The sequence below is a fragment of the Rhodococcus sp. FG69 genome, from assembly GCF_057808915.1.
Genome location: NZ_JBMDIX010000036.1, coordinates 52,659 through 68,904 on the forward strand (window position 1 = coordinate 52,659; position 16,246 = coordinate 68,904).

Annotated in this window: 17 protein-coding genes; 10 read left to right on the forward strand and 7 right to left on the reverse strand. The window is 61.9% G+C overall.

Going from position 1 to position 16,246, the window contains the following annotated elements; translation table 11 throughout:
- Positions 1 to 74: 74 nt before the first annotated feature.
- Positions 75 to 1,406 (forward strand): TetR/AcrR family transcriptional regulator, encoded by a 1,332-nt coding sequence (locus ACODSO_RS23140; protein WP_489039008.1) that lies wholly within the window; start codon positions 75 to 77, stop codon positions 1,404 to 1,406.
- On the opposite strand, the gene ACODSO_RS23145 is transcribed toward ACODSO_RS23140, so the two are convergent.
- The gene (locus ACODSO_RS23145; protein WP_489039009.1) at positions 1,400 to 1,927 is read right to left on the reverse strand and encodes a dihydrofolate reductase family protein; all 528 of its coding nucleotides are present in this window, start codon (positions 1,925 to 1,927) and stop codon (positions 1,400 to 1,402) included. The two genes, ACODSO_RS23140 and ACODSO_RS23145, sit on opposite strands and share 7 nt — an antisense overlap.
- Positions 1,928 to 2,075: 148 nt before the next feature.
- Between ACODSO_RS23145 and ACODSO_RS23150 the strand changes: the two genes are divergently transcribed.
- From ACODSO_RS23150 to ACODSO_RS23165, 4 genes are all read left to right on the forward strand, one after another.
- Positions 2,076 to 3,251: a hypothetical protein gene (locus ACODSO_RS23150; protein WP_489039010.1), complete on the forward strand. Its 1,176-nt coding sequence runs from the start codon at positions 2,076 to 2,078 to the stop codon at positions 3,249 to 3,251.
- Entirely contained in the window at positions 3,248 to 4,420 is a 1,173-nt protein-coding gene (locus ACODSO_RS23155; protein WP_489039011.1) for a PQQ-binding-like beta-propeller repeat protein, read from the forward strand. Before ACODSO_RS23150 ends, ACODSO_RS23155 begins: the two co-directional genes overlap by 4 nt.
- Entirely contained in the window at positions 4,420 to 4,632 is a 213-nt protein-coding gene (locus ACODSO_RS23160) for a hypothetical protein (RefSeq protein ID WP_489039012.1), read from the forward strand. The genes ACODSO_RS23155 and ACODSO_RS23160 overlap by 1 nt, the downstream gene beginning before the upstream one ends.
- Positions 4,633 to 4,708: 76 nt before the next feature.
- Positions 4,709 to 5,521 (forward strand): acyl-CoA thioesterase, encoded by an 813-nt coding sequence (locus ACODSO_RS23165; protein WP_489039013.1) that lies wholly within the window; start codon positions 4,709 to 4,711, stop codon positions 5,519 to 5,521.
- Positions 5,522 to 5,524: 3 nt separating this feature from the next.
- Here the strand turns inward: ACODSO_RS23165 and ACODSO_RS23170 are convergent, their stop codons facing one another.
- Positions 5,525 to 7,120: an ABC-F family ATP-binding cassette domain-containing protein gene (locus ACODSO_RS23170; RefSeq protein WP_489039014.1), complete on the reverse strand. Its 1,596-nt coding sequence runs from the start codon at positions 7,118 to 7,120 to the stop codon at positions 5,525 to 5,527.
- A 308-nt stretch (positions 7,121 to 7,428) separates the two neighbouring features.
- On the opposite strand from ACODSO_RS23170, the gene ACODSO_RS23175 reads away from it, so the two are divergent.
- From ACODSO_RS23175 to ehuA, 4 genes are read left to right on the forward strand one after another with little or no spacing between them, the layout of a single operon-like run.
- On the forward strand, positions 7,429 to 8,319 hold the full coding sequence (locus ACODSO_RS23175) for an ectoine/hydroxyectoine ABC transporter substrate-binding protein EhuB (RefSeq protein ID WP_068374051.1): 891 nt from the start codon (positions 7,429 to 7,431) through the stop codon (positions 8,317 to 8,319).
- Between the two features lie 23 nt (positions 8,320 to 8,342).
- The gene (gene ehuC / locus ACODSO_RS23180; RefSeq protein WP_489039015.1) at positions 8,343 to 9,074 is read left to right on the forward strand and encodes an ectoine/hydroxyectoine ABC transporter permease subunit EhuC; all 732 of its coding nucleotides are present in this window, start codon (positions 8,343 to 8,345) and stop codon (positions 9,072 to 9,074) included.
- Positions 9,071 to 9,715 carry an ectoine/hydroxyectoine ABC transporter permease subunit EhuD gene (gene ehuD, locus ACODSO_RS23185; protein ID WP_489039016.1) on the forward strand — a complete coding sequence of 215 codons (645 nt, stop codon included), beginning with the start codon at positions 9,071 to 9,073 and terminating at the stop codon, positions 9,713 to 9,715. Before ehuC ends, ehuD begins: the two co-directional genes overlap by 4 nt.
- A 31-nt stretch (positions 9,716 to 9,746) precedes the next feature.
- The gene (ehuA, locus tag ACODSO_RS23190; protein WP_489039024.1) at positions 9,747 to 10,508 is read left to right on the forward strand and encodes an ectoine/hydroxyectoine ABC transporter ATP-binding protein EhuA; all 762 of its coding nucleotides are present in this window, start codon (positions 9,747 to 9,749) and stop codon (positions 10,506 to 10,508) included.
- A 13-nt stretch (positions 10,509 to 10,521) separates the two neighbouring features.
- Here ehuA and ACODSO_RS23195 read toward each other — a convergent pair whose 3' ends face one another.
- Positions 10,522 to 11,433, reverse strand: coding sequence for a bile acid:sodium symporter family protein (locus ACODSO_RS23195; protein ID WP_489039017.1), 912 nt, complete (start codon positions 11,431 to 11,433; stop codon positions 10,522 to 10,524).
- 168 nt (positions 11,434 to 11,601) lie between these two features.
- The gene (locus ACODSO_RS23200) at positions 11,602 to 12,252 is read right to left on the reverse strand and encodes a SanA/YdcF family protein (protein WP_489039018.1); all 651 of its coding nucleotides are present in this window, start codon (positions 12,250 to 12,252) and stop codon (positions 11,602 to 11,604) included.
- A 124-nt stretch (positions 12,253 to 12,376) separates the two neighbouring features.
- On the opposite strand from ACODSO_RS23200, the gene ACODSO_RS23205 reads away from it, so the two are divergent.
- Entirely contained in the window at positions 12,377 to 14,002 is a 1,626-nt protein-coding gene (locus tag ACODSO_RS23205) for a long-chain fatty acid--CoA ligase (protein ID WP_489039019.1), read from the forward strand.
- Between the two features lie 64 nt (positions 14,003 to 14,066).
- On the opposite strand, the gene ACODSO_RS23210 is transcribed toward ACODSO_RS23205, so the two are convergent.
- The 3 genes from ACODSO_RS23210 to ACODSO_RS23220 all read right to left on the reverse strand — a co-directional run bounded on the left by ACODSO_RS23210 (position 14,067) and on the right by ACODSO_RS23220 (position 16,166).
- Positions 14,067 to 14,447, reverse strand: a complete 381-nt coding sequence (locus ACODSO_RS23210) for a hypothetical protein (protein ID WP_489039020.1) — start codon at positions 14,445 to 14,447, stop codon at positions 14,067 to 14,069.
- Between the two features lie 8 nt (positions 14,448 to 14,455).
- Positions 14,456 to 14,980 carry a DUF3558 family protein gene (locus ACODSO_RS23215; protein ID WP_489039021.1) on the reverse strand — a complete coding sequence of 175 codons (525 nt, stop codon included), beginning with the start codon at positions 14,978 to 14,980 and terminating at the stop codon, positions 14,456 to 14,458.
- A gap of 322 nt (positions 14,981 to 15,302) precedes the next feature.
- A complete protein-coding gene (locus tag ACODSO_RS23220; protein ID WP_489039022.1) occupies positions 15,303 to 16,166 on the reverse strand; it encodes a type IV toxin-antitoxin system AbiEi family antitoxin domain-containing protein in 864 nt (287 codons plus the stop codon).
- Positions 16,167 to 16,246 lie beyond the last annotated feature (80 nt).

Consider the following 16,246-nt stretch of genomic DNA (forward strand, 5'->3'; position numbering starts at 1 on the left):
GGACATCAATGGAATCTCAGAATCTCCGCAGGTTCACTCCGCCACCTGAGTGTGCGCGCACTCAGGTGATAGCAATGACTCTCACCGAACGCTGTGAACCGCACGCTCTTGTCATACAGTGGCAATCCGACATGCAACCGAATTCGACAGGGGCCACGTTGACCGACCACGACGGTCCAACTCGTCAATTCATCGACGCGGGGATTCGGTATCTCGTGAGCAACCCCAGGCAGGTGCTCGACCGGGGAATTCGCAGCGAGGACATCGTCCACCATGCGAACGCGTCACAAGCGACGTTCTACCGAAAATTCAACACCAAGGCCGATTTCATCGACGCCGTCGTCACCGAGCTCACGAGCTTCGAACGTGTCTCGGCCGAAGACATCGAACACCTCGTCGATTCAACGATGCAGGCGCACGACAATTCGCTGCGTCCCGCGGTGCTCGCGATCGTCAACCGCTGGTTTGCCGGCCTCACGGACGACACGTCGACAGCAACCGACCTACTGGCCCGAGTATTCGGCAGCGACTACGCAATCAAGACCGACTACGCGAGACGGGACAGGCTCGCACTGTCCGCATTCGAGGCGCTGTTCCGTACGACGGACGCGGCGCTGCGGCGTCCGTTCACCACCCGAACATTTGCGATCGCGGTGAATGCACTACTCGACGGGTTCCGCAGCAGAAGCGCAGTCGACCCCGAAGCGGTCACGGCCGATGCGGTGGCAAGCGCCCTTCTGGCCCTGATCGGTTCCGCCGTCGACACCTCTGGTGGCCACCAGCACCTGGACGACATGATCGAGCCCATCGAAGGTTCGACTCCCACACCGATGCCGCGCGACCCCCGTACAGCCATCATCATGGCCGCACGAATTGAACTGGGCAAGCGCGGCTACTTCATGACGAGATTGGACGACATCGCTGACGACGCCGGTGTTCCGCGTGCCGCGTTGAAAAAGCTGTTCCCGACGAAACTCCACATTCTCGTGGCCGCACTGCAAGCCAACGTCGACGCGCTGCGGGAAAGCGTGGCCGACGACCTGTTGATCGGGTTGGACGACGTCACGGTCATAGACAACTTCCTACTCCGTTGCGCTCAGCTTGCCGCGGACGAAAGTGCTTTCATGGACGCACTGTTGGTGGCTGTCGCCCACGACACTTACGGCGAACCTGAGGGCTTGATGTCGGTGAAGCAGAAGCTGAACATCCCGGCCATCATCGGGCCCATCATTGAGCGGGGTCAGGACAACGGGACCCTAGCGCTCATCGGCACGCCTGCGGACCTGGCGGCAGGTATCACCAACACCCTCCTCATGCGATGTTTCACACGACGAAACGTCAGTCCCGAGGAGAATGCGACGTTCGTCGGTGACTTGCTCCTTCGCGGCTTGAAGCAGCCTCAATAGACCACCCGGAACCACGATTCGGTTTCCTGTGAAAGCTGTTCCATTCGCACTGCGCGTCCTCCCGGACGGTCGAACAACCGCACCCCATCGCCCAGCAGAACCGGCGCTGTGAAGACGAGAATCTCGTCGAGCAACTGCTGTTCGATGCACTGACGCGCGACGTTGGCTCCCAAGATATTGACGTACTTGTCCCCCGCCATCTCCTTCGCCGTTGCGACGGCGGATTCCAGATCGGTTGCGACGACCAGTCCCTCGGGCGGCGGCTGAGGCGGACGATGAGTCAGCAGTACGACCGGTCCGTCGTACTGCCCTCCGAAGGCGCCTTCCGCGTCGGTACCACGGTTCGGATCGTCACCGAAGAACGTGACGGCACCGCACACAATTGCGCCGATCTGCTCGAGTAGGCGGTCCGCAGTCTCGTTCTTCTCGCCCACGTGCTCGGACAGCCACGACATGTCACCGCCGGGACCGGCGATGAAACCGTCGACCGACATCGTTGCGGAGTACAGGAGCTTGGCCATGATTCTTCCCTTCGTCGCAGTCGTTCAGTAAAGACTTCCAGCGCGGAAAGAACTCATCGTCGATCGACACCTCGCTCGTTAACAAAACGAATGGTATCAATAGACATCTCGGTGACCGCCGGAGACGATCTCGACCCGAACGAGGACCATGACCGAGCATGCACCGCCGCGACGGCACGACGCCGTGGTGACCACTCTGGTCATCACCTCTATCGTCGCAACAGGAATCGTCGTCGCCGGTCTGACCGCCACACCGGAGGCGCCGGAGCTGACGGTGCAGCCTGTCGCACCGGCATCGGACAACCCGCCATTGGCCGAAGAGTACGAGTACGTCACCCCGGAAGTGGAGTACCCGACGACAATCCCCGGATGTGACACCGTCGACCGGCCGGTGGCTTCGACGTACTCGTCATACTTCGGAACAGGCTCGCAGAGCTACGACAATCCGATCGCGCCACGGTTCAGCGGACCGAAAGCGCATCGCATGTCGCAAGCACTCCTCGCTGCACTCCCATCGAGAATCACGTTCCAGGACGGCATCATTCCGTACTTCGATCCGATTCCCGTCTACGAAGGAATGACCGAAGAGACTGCGATCGATTCGACGAGTGCATACGGATCGATTCCCGCCGACACCGGAGACGGCTATCTCAGCGTCGGCGTCGGCCAGACCGACGGCGGTGTACCGCCCTGCATCGCAGGCGATGTCGACGAACGGGCGACCATGTCCGACGGTACCGTGGTCGACACCTTGACCACCTGGTACGAGGTCAACGGTGATCGCACCTACGAGCGCAATGCCACCGCCTATCGCCCCGACGACTCCGTGGTGTCGGCCTACACATCGGCCCCGGCCGAGGAAGAGGCTCTGCCGCTCTCGCGGGACGAGCTGATCGACATAGTGACCGCGCCCGGGTTGGAGACCTCCACCCCTCCCCCACCCGGGACCCCGGGAAACATCTCGGAGTGCAGCCCGTCCACGCTGACCGAATCGACTCGCGAGTACACCGTCACCGATGTCGCAACCTTGGATGCCGCGCTGCGCCAGGCTGATACCGCCGCTCTTGCACCATCGCCACCGCTCGGATCACTACGCACGAGCGGATGGGGCGGCGGACTCTGCCAGGTCGTGAACAGCGCGGCAGGTGTACTCACCATCGCGATCAGCGATGACCCGCAACCCGACCCCGGCTATGCCGTGACCGGCACCACCGTGTCATTGCCGTCACCTTCCGGAATGGGAATAACGATCACGACCGAGCGTCCATGGGAACGCGCGGATCTCGAAAGACTCGCCCTGACACCCGGATTGGATCTACCGTGAAATCCTCCGTGCAACGCGCCATCGCGGGAGCCGTCGCCGTTGTCACGGTATCTGCGGCCGCGGTGGTCCTGATGCAAGACCGATCGACGACGATCAAGCGCATCACCGACGCCTCCCCTGCCGCTCCCGGAGTGGCGTGGGTGACGGAAGTGTCGGCAAGCGGAATCGACGGCGCGACGTTCTCCGATCCCCGAACCGGTTCGATGTATCCCTGGGGCCCGGGCTCGATCCGCATCGACGACATGCTGCTCACGCTCGCGGTCACTCCGGACGGTGATGGCATGAACTCCGACGCCGTCATGGTCGCCGTCGACGCGGCCAGCGGCGCTGTGAAGTGGACGTCGCCCGCATTCGAACTCGCGTCGTGCGCAGAGCAGCCGCTGGGCGGCATGCTTGTTTGCCACAGGCCGTCGTACAGCGAACAACTCGGCCTGGTCACCTTCGATCTGACCACGGGTGAATCGCATACGATCGAGACTGCACCCGAGATAGTCGCTGCGACAGTCGCCAACGATCGCCTGTACATCGCCGAGGGCGACCTCGAGAGCGCCGAAGTCACGCTCCACCGCGGAATGCTGGACGACTACGACGCGGATTGGAGCACACCGATCGCAGTATCGGCAGGGTGGGAGGATCAGTACGCCGACCAGTTGATAGTGGGTCCCGAGGTCGGGAGTTTCGACGTGGGCGGAAATTTTGCCACCTTCGATGCCCAAACCGGCGAGGAAATCTGGTCGACGGACATCCTCGACGACTGCATGATTGCCCAGTACCGAACAGCGGGCGATCTGGCGGTTGCGTCCGACTTCGATTGCAATGCAACCTCTTCCGATGCTACCGGATCGACCGCATCGACTCGAAATGGAAAGGAGCTGGCGACCTATCGGGGGTCCGCCGAGCACTATCTGTCGATCGACGAGCCCACCGACTCCAGCGTTCCTGTGGTCCTGGGCGACACGGCATTCGATCGGACTACCGGCGAAGAGCTGTGGCGCAACGATCTTCTCGTCTTCGACGATCCGGGAGACGAATGGAACGAACCCCGAACCAGAGGCACGTTGGTCGCTGTGGCGGCGACATCGGCATCCTCCGCTTCGACGACAACACAGTCGGCATCGATCTGCGTACCGGGGGTCAGCTGTGGAGTTCGGCCGAAACATGGTCCCTGATGGCCCACGATCGCGACTCGGTCCTCGCCTACGTCGGGGGCGAGCTCGTCGCCCTCGACTCTCACACCGGACTTCGTCTGTGGACGGCCGAATTCGCGAAGATGACCAGCGATGCCGGAACCTCGTTCGAGACCTACGTCGGCGGAGGGGATGGAACCTACGTCCTGCAGTCGGGATCGATGCTGGTGAGGCTGTCACCCCTACCGTCGTGACACCGGGTGACACCGAGCCTTCGACGGTGTGGCTATTATGACGCTTGGCATAGAACCAGAGCGGCCAGGGAGAGCAATGAACGAGGCTTCGAACACGACACACCCCTTCGACGACGCGTTGGAGCTTCACAGCGTCACCCCCGGCGTCTACCTGGGCCGCACGTCAGCGCCCTACAACAACATGGTCGGCCCGTTCGGTGGCCTCACGGCGGCGACCTTCATCAGGGCTGTCGAGCAACATCCGGATCATCTCGGGGACCCGGTGTCGCTGACCATCAACTTTGCCGGCCCGGTCGCCGAAGGTGAGTTCGAGATCTCCACTCGCGCGGTGCGCACGAATCGTAGCAACCAACACTGGTATCTCGAGCTGAGCCAGAACGGCGAGGTTGCGACAACCGCCACGGCCGTGTTCGGCACCCGCCGCGAAACGTGGGACGACGACGAAGCCTCGCCGCCGTCGGTGCCTGCACCGTCCGAGCTCTCCGTCGGAGGCTTCCCGGAGTTCATCGCCTGGGCGCGGAACTACGAGATGCGTTTTTCTGCCGGTGCGTTGAGCGAACAGGAATCCGCCGACTCGGCCATAGCGCTCTGGGTCCGAGACACACCCTCACGTGCGCTCGATTTCGCTTCGCTCACCTCGATGTGCGACATCTTCTACCCCAGGGTGTTCCAGCGCCTCGGCAAATACGTTCCCGCTGGGACGATCTCGCTGACCATCCACTACTTCGCCACTGCCGAGGATCTCGAGACACAGGCCGATTCCTTCGTGCTCGCGCATGCCCATTCCCGACGCTTCCATCGGGGGTATTTCGACCAGTCTGCCGAGCTGTGGAGCAGCGACGAAAAGCTTTTGGCTACAAGCCATCAGGTGGTCTACTACAAGAGCTGAGGCTCATGCCATCTGAACGCCTGCAATGTCGTCGACCCCACCCTTACCATCGAATGACAGCTGACGGAATGCGACCTTCTCGACGAAGAAGCGATCGTGACTCACCAGGATCACCGCGCCGGGAAACGCCATCAGAGCGCGCTCGAGGACCTGGGTGCTCTGCAGGTCGAGGTGGTTGGTCGGCTCGTCGAGCACGATTACACCTGCGCCGAACAACAGGCACTGCGCCAACGCCACTCGCGCTTTCTGTCCGCCGGACAGCACCCCGATCCGCGTCTTGAGATCCATCTCGGAGAACTGCAGCAGAGTCAGGAAGCGATTGACTTCCTTCTTCGTGGCCGTCAAAGCAAGGCTGTCGGGCATTGCATTGACCGAATGGGTGACGGTGTCGTCGAGGTCCAGGTCGGCAAGCACCTGGTTGTAGTAGATGAACGACGGCGCCTTCGTCTTCCACTTGATCTTTCCGCTATCCGGTTGTTCCGCACCGGTGAGGATGTCGACCAACGTCGTCTTGCCGCAGCCGTTCGGTCCGGTGATAGCGATCCGGTCACCCCGGTGAACACTGAAGGACACATCGCGGAACAATTGTTGCTCGCCATAGCTTTTCGAGATCCCGGAGATCTCGGCCAGATTGTCGTGCACATGCAGTCCGCCGTAAATGGCGGTGACGACAGTATCGACCGGTCTGGGGTTCTTGCTCTTCTTGATGTTCGCGAGTCGGCGCTTGAGCACACCGCTCGGATTCTTGACCGCTTCCCTGCGATCGCTGATTGCTTCCTGCTCGTAGGCCAACAGCTGCTGTTCGTTGCTGAACTCGCGTTCGAGGTTCTTGAGTCGAAACTGTTTCTGCTGAACGTAATCGGAGTACGTGCCGTCGTACGTCTGGAGATGATGGTTCTCGATCTCGACGATGCCGGTGACGACCTGCTCGAGGAAGTGACGATCGTGCGACACGACGAGAAGCGCGCCCCGGAAATCTCGTAGCCATCGTTCGAGCCACGCGATACCGGCGACGTCGAGGAAGTTGGTCGGCTCGTCGAGTAGTAATACATCGGGTGATTCGATGAGAATCTTGGCGAGTGCGGCGCGGTTTCGCCAGCCACCGGACAACCGTCCGACGGGCAGTTCGCGTCGTTCGGCATTGAATCCGAGCATCGAGAGCACCGTGTCGATCTGCTGGCGGTACGTCCAGCCACCACTGTTCTCCATGGCATCCAAGAGTTCCGCCTGGCGATCGACCAGTGCGTACATCTGCTTCTCGTCGAGGTCGCCGCCGAGTGCCGCTTCGACCTCCGCAAGCTCGAGTTCGACCGTGTGTACGACGCTGAACAGCGATTCGAGCTCGGCTTGGATACTGCGATCACCGTCGAGTTCGGAGAACTGGGAAAAATAGCCGATCCGCGCCCCTTCGGTGACGTCGACCGTCCCGGTGTCGGGCGCTTCACGGCCCAGCAGGAGTTGCAACAGTGTCGTCTTACCGGTGCCGTTCCGCCCGATCAGGCCGATGCGATCGCCGTCTGAGAGGCGAAAGAACACCTCGCGGAGCATCACCTTGCCGTCGTATCCCTTGGCAACGTCGTTCAAGCGGATCCAACTCACGGTGAAGCAACTCCTGGGATACGGGGGACTGCAGTTCGATCACTCTAACTGTCGGCGGCGACATCATCGTTACGCGTTCGTGTCCAGCTCCGAAAAAGCGCCTTTGGTCTGGTGTTTCGCGGACAAATCCTGCGCATCGCTCGACTGCGGACGGACCGTTTGCCGATGGCAGGTATGTCCACCGTGCTACGTTCGGCGACGGTAAAGAACTGTAAAAACATACGAATATCGTTGACCGGCCGACACGACGTTTCACCGCACAACAGTGTCGGACCAGCGTCTCGACAGTGACCGGAAGGCCTGGCCCCATGGCACACACCGTGCTGAACAACTTCTCGACCCGTCGAATTGTCACTGTGATCGGCGGCGCCGCCCTCGTTGCCGCCAGCTTCACCGCGTGCACGTCGACCACACCGGCCGACGGGGAAGACCGACTCCAGTCGCTCCGTGACGCCGGGACGATAACAGTCGGAGTTGCAGGCGAAGCGCCGTACAGCTTCGAAGAGAACGGCGAATTGACCGGCGCCACAATTGCTTTGCACAAGCGAATTTTCGGAAATCTGGGCATCGACACCGTCGAAGGTGTCAACGCCGACTTCGGCGCGCTCATCCCCGGCTTGCAGGCCAACAGATTCGACGTCGTCAGCGCAGGAATGTCGATTCTTCCTCAGCGGTGCGAACAGGCCGCATTCGGCGATCCCGAATTCAATTACACGACGGCACTGATGGTTCCCGCAGGCAACCCGGCCGGTTTGACCGATATGCAGTCGGTCGCAGACAGTGGACTACGACTCGCGACGATGACCGGTGCCATCGAGTCCGACTATGCCCAGGCACTGGGAATCTCGAGCACTCAGGTCGCAGCTCCGCAAGACGGCATGGATGCCGTGACCTCGGGCCGCGCCGACGTGTTTGCCTTGACCGCGATTTCGTTGAACTGGATGAAGACCAACAATCCCGATGCACCGGTGGATGTCACCGAGTCGTTCGTCGCCACCATCGACGGCGAACCGCAGGTCGGTGCCGGTGCCACGGTCTTCCGCACCGACGACACCGAACTTCTGGCCGCATACAACGAGGAGCTCGCCAAGATCACCTCGGACGTGGACGAGTACCTCTCTGTTGTCGGCGAATTCGGTTTCACCGCCGAGGAACTCCCCGATCCGAGCTTGACCACCGCGATTCTGTGCGAGGGATAAGTCGTTCGGCGAACTGACCTCACATGAACGACAACATCGACACCTTCCTGGATTCGTGGCCGCGAATCCAGGAAGGAATGCTCACCACCATCTACCTCACTCTCGGCGGCGCTGCTCTTGCGTTCGTGTTGGCACTCGTACTCGGACTCGCGGCAGGTAACCGTCACCTCTACGTGCGCGGACCGTCGCGAGTCGTCGTGGAGTTCTTCCGCGGGACCTCGCTGCTCGTGCAGCTGTTCTGGCTCTTCTATGTGTTGCCGCTCCTCGGTTTTCAACTCGATTCGATGTTCTGTGCCATCCTGGCGCTCGGGTTGAACTACGGCGCCTATGGTGCCGAAGTCGTTCGGGGGTCGATCGCCGCGGTTCCGAAGCCACAGTGGGAGGCCGCACTCGCGTTGAACTTCACGTCGTGGCAACGCCTACACCGGGTCGTGTTTCCTCAAGCCTGGGTGCAGATGATCCCGCCGCTCACGAACCTGCTGATCCAACTCCTCAAAGGCAGTGCGCTGGCGAGTTTCGTTCTGCTGCAGGATCTGACCTATCAGATCGAGCAGCTACGACGGGGAACCGGCGACACGTTGTTCTCGTTCGGTATCGGTTTGATCCTCTACTTCGTCATCGCCTACATCCTCACGTTGTTCATGAACGTGCTCGAAGTCCGCGCCAAGGGGCGCCTCGGTAGCGGACCGTCGCTACGTGAAGTTCTGAGCCTGCGCCCGGAGCCGATCGATCAGAACGTGGGGGTGGGTCGATGACCGCCAACTGGAGCTGGGATCGCGCCTTCGACTCCCTTCCCTTTCTGCTGGAGGGTTTCAAGATCACCCTCCTGGCCACCGTCATCGGATTTGTCCTTGCGGCCGTTCTCGGTCTCGTGATCGCGGTCATTCGTCATGCGGGTCCGAAGATCGTCACAGTTCCACTCAGGATGGTCACCGAGTTCATTCGGTTGACCCCGTTGATCGTGCAGCTGCTGTTCGCGTACTACTTGCTGCCACAGTTCTCGGCACTTCAGATCGGTATCGCTGTCCTGGGTATCCACTATTCGACGTACATGGCAGAGGTGTACCGAGCCGGCATCGACGCGGTGCCGCCCGGTCAGTGGGAGGCCGCGACTGCTCTGTCGCTGCCCAGCACACGGACGTGGAGAGCCATCGTTCTTCCACAGGCGATCAGAAGCACGACGCCCGCCCTCGGCAACTACGCGATCTCGATGTTCAAGGACACACCGTTTCTGTTCGCGATCACCGTCGTGGAACTGGTGACGGCCGCGCAGCAGTACGGCGCCCGTACGTTTCAATACCTCGAACCGATCACGATGGCCGGCGTCATCTTCCTGCTGGCGAGCTACCCGACATCGATCTTGATCAGAAGACTGGAGAAGTCTCTTGCCTACTAGTGATGCGCCTGTCGAACAGCCGGCCGGCCCCATGATCCGGTTCGACAAGGTCGTCAAGACGTTCGGCGACCACGTCGTCCTGGATCATCTGGATTTCACCGTCTCTCGCGGCGAACGCGTCGCATTGATCGGCCCCAGCGGGTCCGGCAAGACGACGATTCTGCGCTTGCTGATGACCATCGAGAAAGTGAGCGACGGTGTCATCTGGATCGAAGACGAGCCACTGACCCATCAGCGCAAGGGTGACAAGCTCGTCGCGGCATCGGAGAAGCACCTCCGGGCGGTCCGTACCAAGATCGGCATGGTGTTCCAGCAGTTCAATCTGTTCCCCAATATGACAGTTCTGCAGAACATCACCGAGGGGCCTGTTCACGTACTGGGCAAGTCGAAAGCCGAAGCCACCGAACGGGCTCGCGAGCTTCTGAAGACAGTCGGATTGTCCGACAAGGAGAACAGCCACCCGACCAAGCTTTCGGGTGGTCAGCAGCAACGAGTGGCGATCGCCAGGGCGCTTGCCATGGACCCGGACATCCTGCTTCTCGACGAGGTGACCTCAGCGCTGGATCCCGAGCTCGTCGCCGACGTACTCGACATCCTCAGGACCATCGCCAATACCACGGACATCACAATGCTGATCGTGACTCACGAGATGGGATTCGCGCGCGACGTCGCCGATCGTGTCCTGGTGTTCGACGAGGGCAAGATCCTCGAGGAGGGCACACCCACGGACATCTTCAGCAACCCGCAGCAGGAGCGCACTCAGAGGTTCCTGAAAGCTGTTCTGGCGGAGTGAGCCGGGTTCGTCGCTACAACGATCTGGTGTCCCGTTCGGCTTCGGTGTCGACGGCGTGGGTATTTTCGGACCGCCTGTGCTTGCTGGTGATCAGGTAGCCGAACGCCGTAGCGAAGATGTACATGAACACCGAGTAGACGGCGCTGGGGATCGCGACCTCGGTACTGTCGAGCACGCTCAACGCAACGGTGAGTGCGACGGTGGTGTTGTGAATGCCCACCTCCATAGAGCTTGCGATGGCCTGTCGTTCGTTGAGCCTGAGCAGCCTCGCACCGGCGTAGCCGATGGTGAGGCTGACAAGGCAGAAGATGCCGGTCACCAATCCGACCTTCTGCAGGTACTCGCCGATGTTTTCGCGTTCACCGACTAGCGCGGCCAGCGAGACGACGACCAAGACCCCTATCGAGAAGATTCGTACCGGCCGGTCGGCGCGTTCCGCGAACTGCGTCGACCGGTGTCGGACGTACATGCCGATGGCAACCGGAACGAGCACGATGGCAACGACCTGAGTGACCTTGGCGAACTGCAGGCCGAGTTCACCTTCGGCGTCGAAGTACGCGATGGCAAAGTTGGTGATCACCGGGATGGTCACCGCTGCCAACACCGAGTTGACGGCGGTCAACGTGATGTTGAGCGCGACGTCTCCGCGGAAAAGATGGCTGAAGAGATTGGCGGTGGTTCCGCCCGGTGATGCCGCCAGCAACATCACTCCGACGGCCAGCAGCGGGTCTAGATCGAAGGCCTTGATCAACCCGAATGCGATGAGCGGTAGAACGAAAATCTGGAGCACCAGGGCAACCACGACTGCCCGGGGTGAACGTGTGACCCGCCTGAAATCGTCGATGGTCAGCGACAATCCGAGACCGAACATGATGACGGCGAGCGCAATCGGCAATCCGGTCGTGATCAGAGCTGAGTCGTCCATCGCTTCTCCTTCGGGGCGTTGCAGTCCTCGGCCGCCGCGCGGCGAAAGGAGGGCCTTCCCCACAGGGAAGGCTGGAAGGTCGCGGACAGGGTAACCCGGTTCGCGCGTCGGCACCATCGAATCGCCGACCGAATCCACCGGCCTGCGAATGTGGGGACGGCTACATGATCAACGACCAGCGATGAGCGCGTCGTCGGGCGGCGTCTGGACTGCAGGTGATCGTCCGGACATGAGGTCCAGAACCACCTTGGGCCGGGCGAGCCATTCACGTCCGAAGTTGCGCGCCACAGCCATCGGGTTGCAGTCGCAGTCGGCGTCGACTCCTTGAGCATCGATGCCCGCGTCCCGGCACAGGGCGACTGCGCGCGAGACGTGCAACCCCTGACTGACCACCAGTGCGTCGGTGACGCCGAAGGTGTCGGCAGCTCGAACGCACGAATCGTAGGTGTCGAGTCCATGTCCGTCACCGACGATGATGCTGGCGTCGATGCCCGCGTCGACGAGATAGTCGGTCATCGCGGCGATTTCGTTGCCGGATGCCCCGTTCGCGTCACCGGACACCAGAATTGCCTGCGCCCGACCTGATTCGACCAGGTCGACGGCGGCGTCCAGCCGTCCGGTCAGGAACTTCATCGGCTTGCCGTCGCGAACCTGCGACCCCAGGACGAGGACCACCGGGGCTTCCGGTGCGTCGGCGACATCGTGGACCCGACCGAACGATTCGTACGCCACCCAGCCGGCCGAGCCGAGCACGACGGCCAACACGAGCGCACCACCGGCGCCGACGAGGCGTACGAGCTTGCCTCCCACTCTTCTCACGAGCGGGAAGCCTACGGCGATGCTCTGTGGGCGCCCTGTGAGTGCTCTGAGAAAAAAGAATCCGTAGTGTGGCTGATGTGATGCACGGCACACACATAGACCGGACCCGAGGAGTGGCGAATACATGAAAAGCACCATGCAGGACACCCCACTGTCCATTGGGCAGCTTGTCCGATTCGGGACGTCGATCCACTCCTCCGCCGAGGTCATCACGTGGAGCGAGTCCGGACCGACGACGGTGACATTCGGAGAATTGGGCAAGCGCGCAGCTCAACTCGCACACGGACTTCGGTCGATCGGCATCGACGGGGACCAACGAGTCGCCACGTTCATGTGGAACAACTCGGCCCACATGGAGGCCTACATGGCGGTGCCCGCCATGGGCGCGGTGCTGCACACTCTCAACATCCGCCTGTTTCCCGAGCAGCTCACCTATATTGCCGAGCACGCCGAGGACCAGGTGATCATCGCCGATGCGAGCCTGCTTCCCCTGCTGACTCCGTTGCTGCCGACGATGTCCACCGTCCGGCATCTGATCGTCGTCGGTGTCGACCCATCGGACGTGCAGGCGCCGGAGGGCCTCGAGGTGCTCGGCTACGAGGAACTTCTGGCCGGTCAGCCCGAGGACTTCGACTGGCCCGAGCTCGACGAACGTTCGGCTGCTGCAATGTGTTACACCTCCGGCACGACGGGAGACCCGAAGGGCGTCGTCTACTCGCATCGCTCGATCTGGTTGCATTCGATGCAGGCATGCATGACGGACGCCATGGCAATCGCACAGTCCGACAAGGTGCTGGCGATCGTGCCCATGTTCCACGCGATGTCGTGGGGACTGCCCTACGCTGCACTGATGGTCGGCGCGTCGCTGATCATGCCGGACAAGTTCCTGCAGCCTGCGCCACTTTCCGAGATGATCTCCACGCTGCGTCCCACTGCCGCAGCGGCCGTCCCGACGATCTGGCAGGCGCTCTACGCTCATCTCGGAGAGCATCCGATCGACCTCTCGTGCCTGCGCGACGTCGTGGTCGGCGGCAGCGCGTGTCCACCGAGCCTGATGCGCGCGTTCCACGAGGAATACGGCGTGCACATCACCCAGGCGTGGGGCATGACCGAAACGTCCCCGCTGGGAACTTCGGGACGTCCGGACGCCGGGTTGTCCCCTGAGGACGAGTTCGACCTACGGTGCACGCAGGGAAGATTCGTGGCCGGTGTCCGCGCGCGACTCGTCGACGATGCGGGCAAGGAGCTTCCGTGGGATGGCAAGCAGGTGGGCGAGCTGGAGGTGCGCGGTCCGTGGATCACCGGCAGCTATTACCGTGACGACGCGCCGGACAAGTTCGACGACGGTTGGCTCCGAACCGGTGACGTCGGCACCATCGCGCCCGGCGGCTATCTGCGCCTCACCGACCGATCCAAGGACATCATCAAGTCCGGCGGCGAGTGGATCTCCTCGGTCGAACTAGAGAACCATGTGATGGCGCACCCTGCCGTGCGGGAGGCCGCGGTCATCGGTGTGCCGGATCCGAAATGGGATGAGCGGCCGTTGGTTGCGGTTGTCGTGCGGGACGGCGTGACCGTATCCGCCGAGGAGTTGAAGAAGTTTCTCGACGGGCGGGTCGCGCATTGGCAGCTCCCCGAACGTTGGACCTTCATCGAAGAAGTCCCGAAGACCAGCGTCGGCAAATACGACAAGAAGCGCCTGCGCAGCTCGCACGCGGACGGAGTGCTCGACGTCATCGAGCTCGTCTGAATCAGATTGCCTGCGTCGTACCAGGTTTCAGGGCCCTGGGCCTGGTGCGGCGCGGTCGTCGGGTCTAGTTCGGCCCGGACTGGGTGAGGTCAGCGGCGTTCTCTCCGTCCAGCGCTTCGCGCGCAGCGAAGAACTTCCGGAAGACGATCTGCATCTCTCGGACGACTTGGATATGGCTCTCCAATACGTCGACCATGTTGTTGTCCCCGCCCACCGCCTTCTCGGAAAAGATCTTCCGTAGCGCTCGGCCGGAGTCGAAGTCGCCCCAGCCGTCGACGTTTGCCAGGGTCTTTGCAGTCGACTTGTGCGATTCAAGTTTCAAAATGAAGTTGTCACAGGCTTCGCTGCACGCTCTCGCGGCCTCCGGATTCAGATACAGGTGCCCGTGGTCTGCGGCCACCGCGAGTGACTGCCAATAAGTTAGCGGCTCGCCGGGGTTACCCATCGAATCTCCTATTTGGTTGCGGGTGGTAAAGCGGCCTCTAGATCACCAACGTGCTCGAGCAGTATTGGGCACGGGTCGATACCGTCGTCGACATCGTTGTAGTTGATGGTGAACACCACCACACCGGGTGGCAGCTCGACAGCGACGTTGCAGTCGATGATCGACCGCGCGATGTCGGTCTTGTATTGGAACGCATCACGGCCATTGACTTGGAAGTCATGTCCGCTGAAGTTCGAGGAATCTTCGCGTGCCTCTTCGATCGTGCGGTCGAGCGACGACATCACGACGAAGAAGTACGGCACATCGAAGCCAACAGGTTTGAACGAGCAGATATCCCAGTCGTCGACCACGATGCCCTCACCCCAGCCGACGTCTCTGTACTCAGGATCCAACCCCGTCGCCTCGATCTGCTCGGGTGTGATGCTGCACGGATCCCACCTAGTCGGTTCGGCAACCGCCTGAGGCTCCACCGCCCGGCTACACCCACCGAGCAGCGCGACCACCGCAACCAGCACCGGCAAGAACTTCAGCACACGGCCCCCCTCCGTCAGACTCGATCAAGAGATTAGACGCAACGGGCGACCGTATGGTTCCGCTTGCCTACGTTCGCTCGCAGTACCGACAGTCGATCGATCGTCGGATAACCATCGACCGCACAGTGCTTAACTTTGCGAAGATGCGCCTCTCCAAGCTCCCTGCCCTCCTCGCGGCGTGTGCGTTGCTCGTCGCTGCTGGGTGCGCTGGCGGATCGACGCGCCCGCCGGTAACCCCATGCGCCGGTACACGTGGGCCCTGCGAGGTGGTCGCCTCCGTCGATGTCGACCGGTCAACTGAATCGGGTGCGGGCGACCGCGGTCAGCGCGGCTGACTGCACCGGATCCGATCGACTGTTGCCGCGATTTCGGCGACAACGTGTTCGGGCCGTTCGGTGAGGTCTGCCCAGGTGTAGCGGAGGACCGTCCAACTCTGGCTCAGGACGTTCTGTCTGGTCCGGTCCCGCTGGAACACATCGCGATCGGAATGGAAGGCCCACCCGTCGATCTCGACTGCCAGCATCACGCCCGGGAATGCGATGTCGATCTCGTAGCCGCCCCACCTGAAATTGACCACCCAGCCCTGGATCTTCTGGACCCGGAGCTCACGAATCAACAGGCGCTCGCCTTCTGATCGAGCGCCACCCTCTGCCGCCTTCAGCAGACGCTCGGCCTTGGGTGCGCCGGTTCGGCCCAAGTTTCGCGCGTGTGCGCGTCGCAACCCATCCAGATTCGTGTGGCGTTGCAGCGCGCGATCCATGATGTGCGCTTTGCCGACGGATGCTTCGAGAACCGTCAGTTCGAGTGACGTCACTCGAAGCCCACGGCGCAGCACGACATCTTTGGGGTGCACGTCCCGTCTTCGGAGTCGACAGCCCTCGGCGCGGCTTCGACCAGCACGAGGAACGGTGACGTCGATGACGCTCGGCACGTCTGCAATCACCTTGTGCCAAAACGCCGCAGCCTCACCGCTCAGCACGGCGCTCACTCCTGCGCCCCACACCGCGCAGCGAATGCGGGCATCGTCGGTGAACGGTCGGTTCGCGACGAAGTACACACCACGACTGTGTACGCACCAGGCACCTGAACGAACTAAACGGTCGATCGAATCGTCGCTCAGACCACAGTCTCGTGCCTGCGCACGAGTGATCACACCGTCATGCTGAGCCAGCCATTGATCTAGCATGCTCTGTTGGACGCTAGGTGGCGGCGAACGGTTCCAGGCGGTGAATCCGGTGCAGTGGGGGGCGCGGGGGGGGGGGCGCG

What these genes read in the sequence shown, in the direction of transcription:
- ehuC (WP_489039015.1), top strand. Translation starts at nt 8,343, where the DNA reads ATGAACGACAACATCGACACCTTCCTGGATTCGTGGCCGCGAATCCAG.
- ACODSO_RS23140 (WP_489039008.1), top strand. Translation starts at nt 75, where the DNA reads ATGACTCTCACCGAACGCTGTGAACCGCACGCTCTTGTCATACAGTGG.
- ACODSO_RS23165 (WP_489039013.1), top strand. Translation starts at nt 4,709, where the DNA reads ATGAACGAGGCTTCGAACACGACACACCCCTTCGACGACGCGTTGGAG.
- ACODSO_RS23220 (WP_489039022.1), bottom strand. Translation starts at nt 16,166, where the DNA reads ATGCTAGATCAATGGCTGGCTCAGCATGACGGTGTGATCACTCGTGCG.
- ehuD (WP_489039016.1), top strand. Translation starts at nt 9,071, where the DNA reads ATGACCGCCAACTGGAGCTGGGATCGCGCCTTCGACTCCCTTCCCTTT.
- ACODSO_RS23150 (WP_489039010.1), top strand. Translation starts at nt 2,076, where the DNA reads ATGACCGAGCATGCACCGCCGCGACGGCACGACGCCGTGGTGACCACT.
- ACODSO_RS23145 (WP_489039009.1), bottom strand. Translation starts at nt 1,927, where the DNA reads ATGGCCAAGCTCCTGTACTCCGCAACGATGTCGGTCGACGGTTTCATC.
- ehuA (WP_489039024.1), top strand. Translation starts at nt 9,747, where the DNA reads ATGATCCGGTTCGACAAGGTCGTCAAGACGTTCGGCGACCACGTCGTC.
- ACODSO_RS23175 (WP_068374051.1), top strand. Translation starts at nt 7,429, where the DNA reads ATGGCACACACCGTGCTGAACAACTTCTCGACCCGTCGAATTGTCACT.
- ACODSO_RS23195 (WP_489039017.1), bottom strand. Translation starts at nt 11,433, where the DNA reads ATGGACGACTCAGCTCTGATCACGACCGGATTGCCGATTGCGCTCGCC.
- ACODSO_RS23210 (WP_489039020.1), bottom strand. Translation starts at nt 14,447, where the DNA reads ATGGGTAACCCCGGCGAGCCGCTAACTTATTGGCAGTCACTCGCGGTG.
- ACODSO_RS23160 (WP_489039012.1), top strand. Translation starts at nt 4,420, where the DNA reads ATGGCCCACGATCGCGACTCGGTCCTCGCCTACGTCGGGGGCGAGCTC.
- ACODSO_RS23205 (WP_489039019.1), top strand. Translation starts at nt 12,377, where the DNA reads ATGAAAAGCACCATGCAGGACACCCCACTGTCCATTGGGCAGCTTGTC.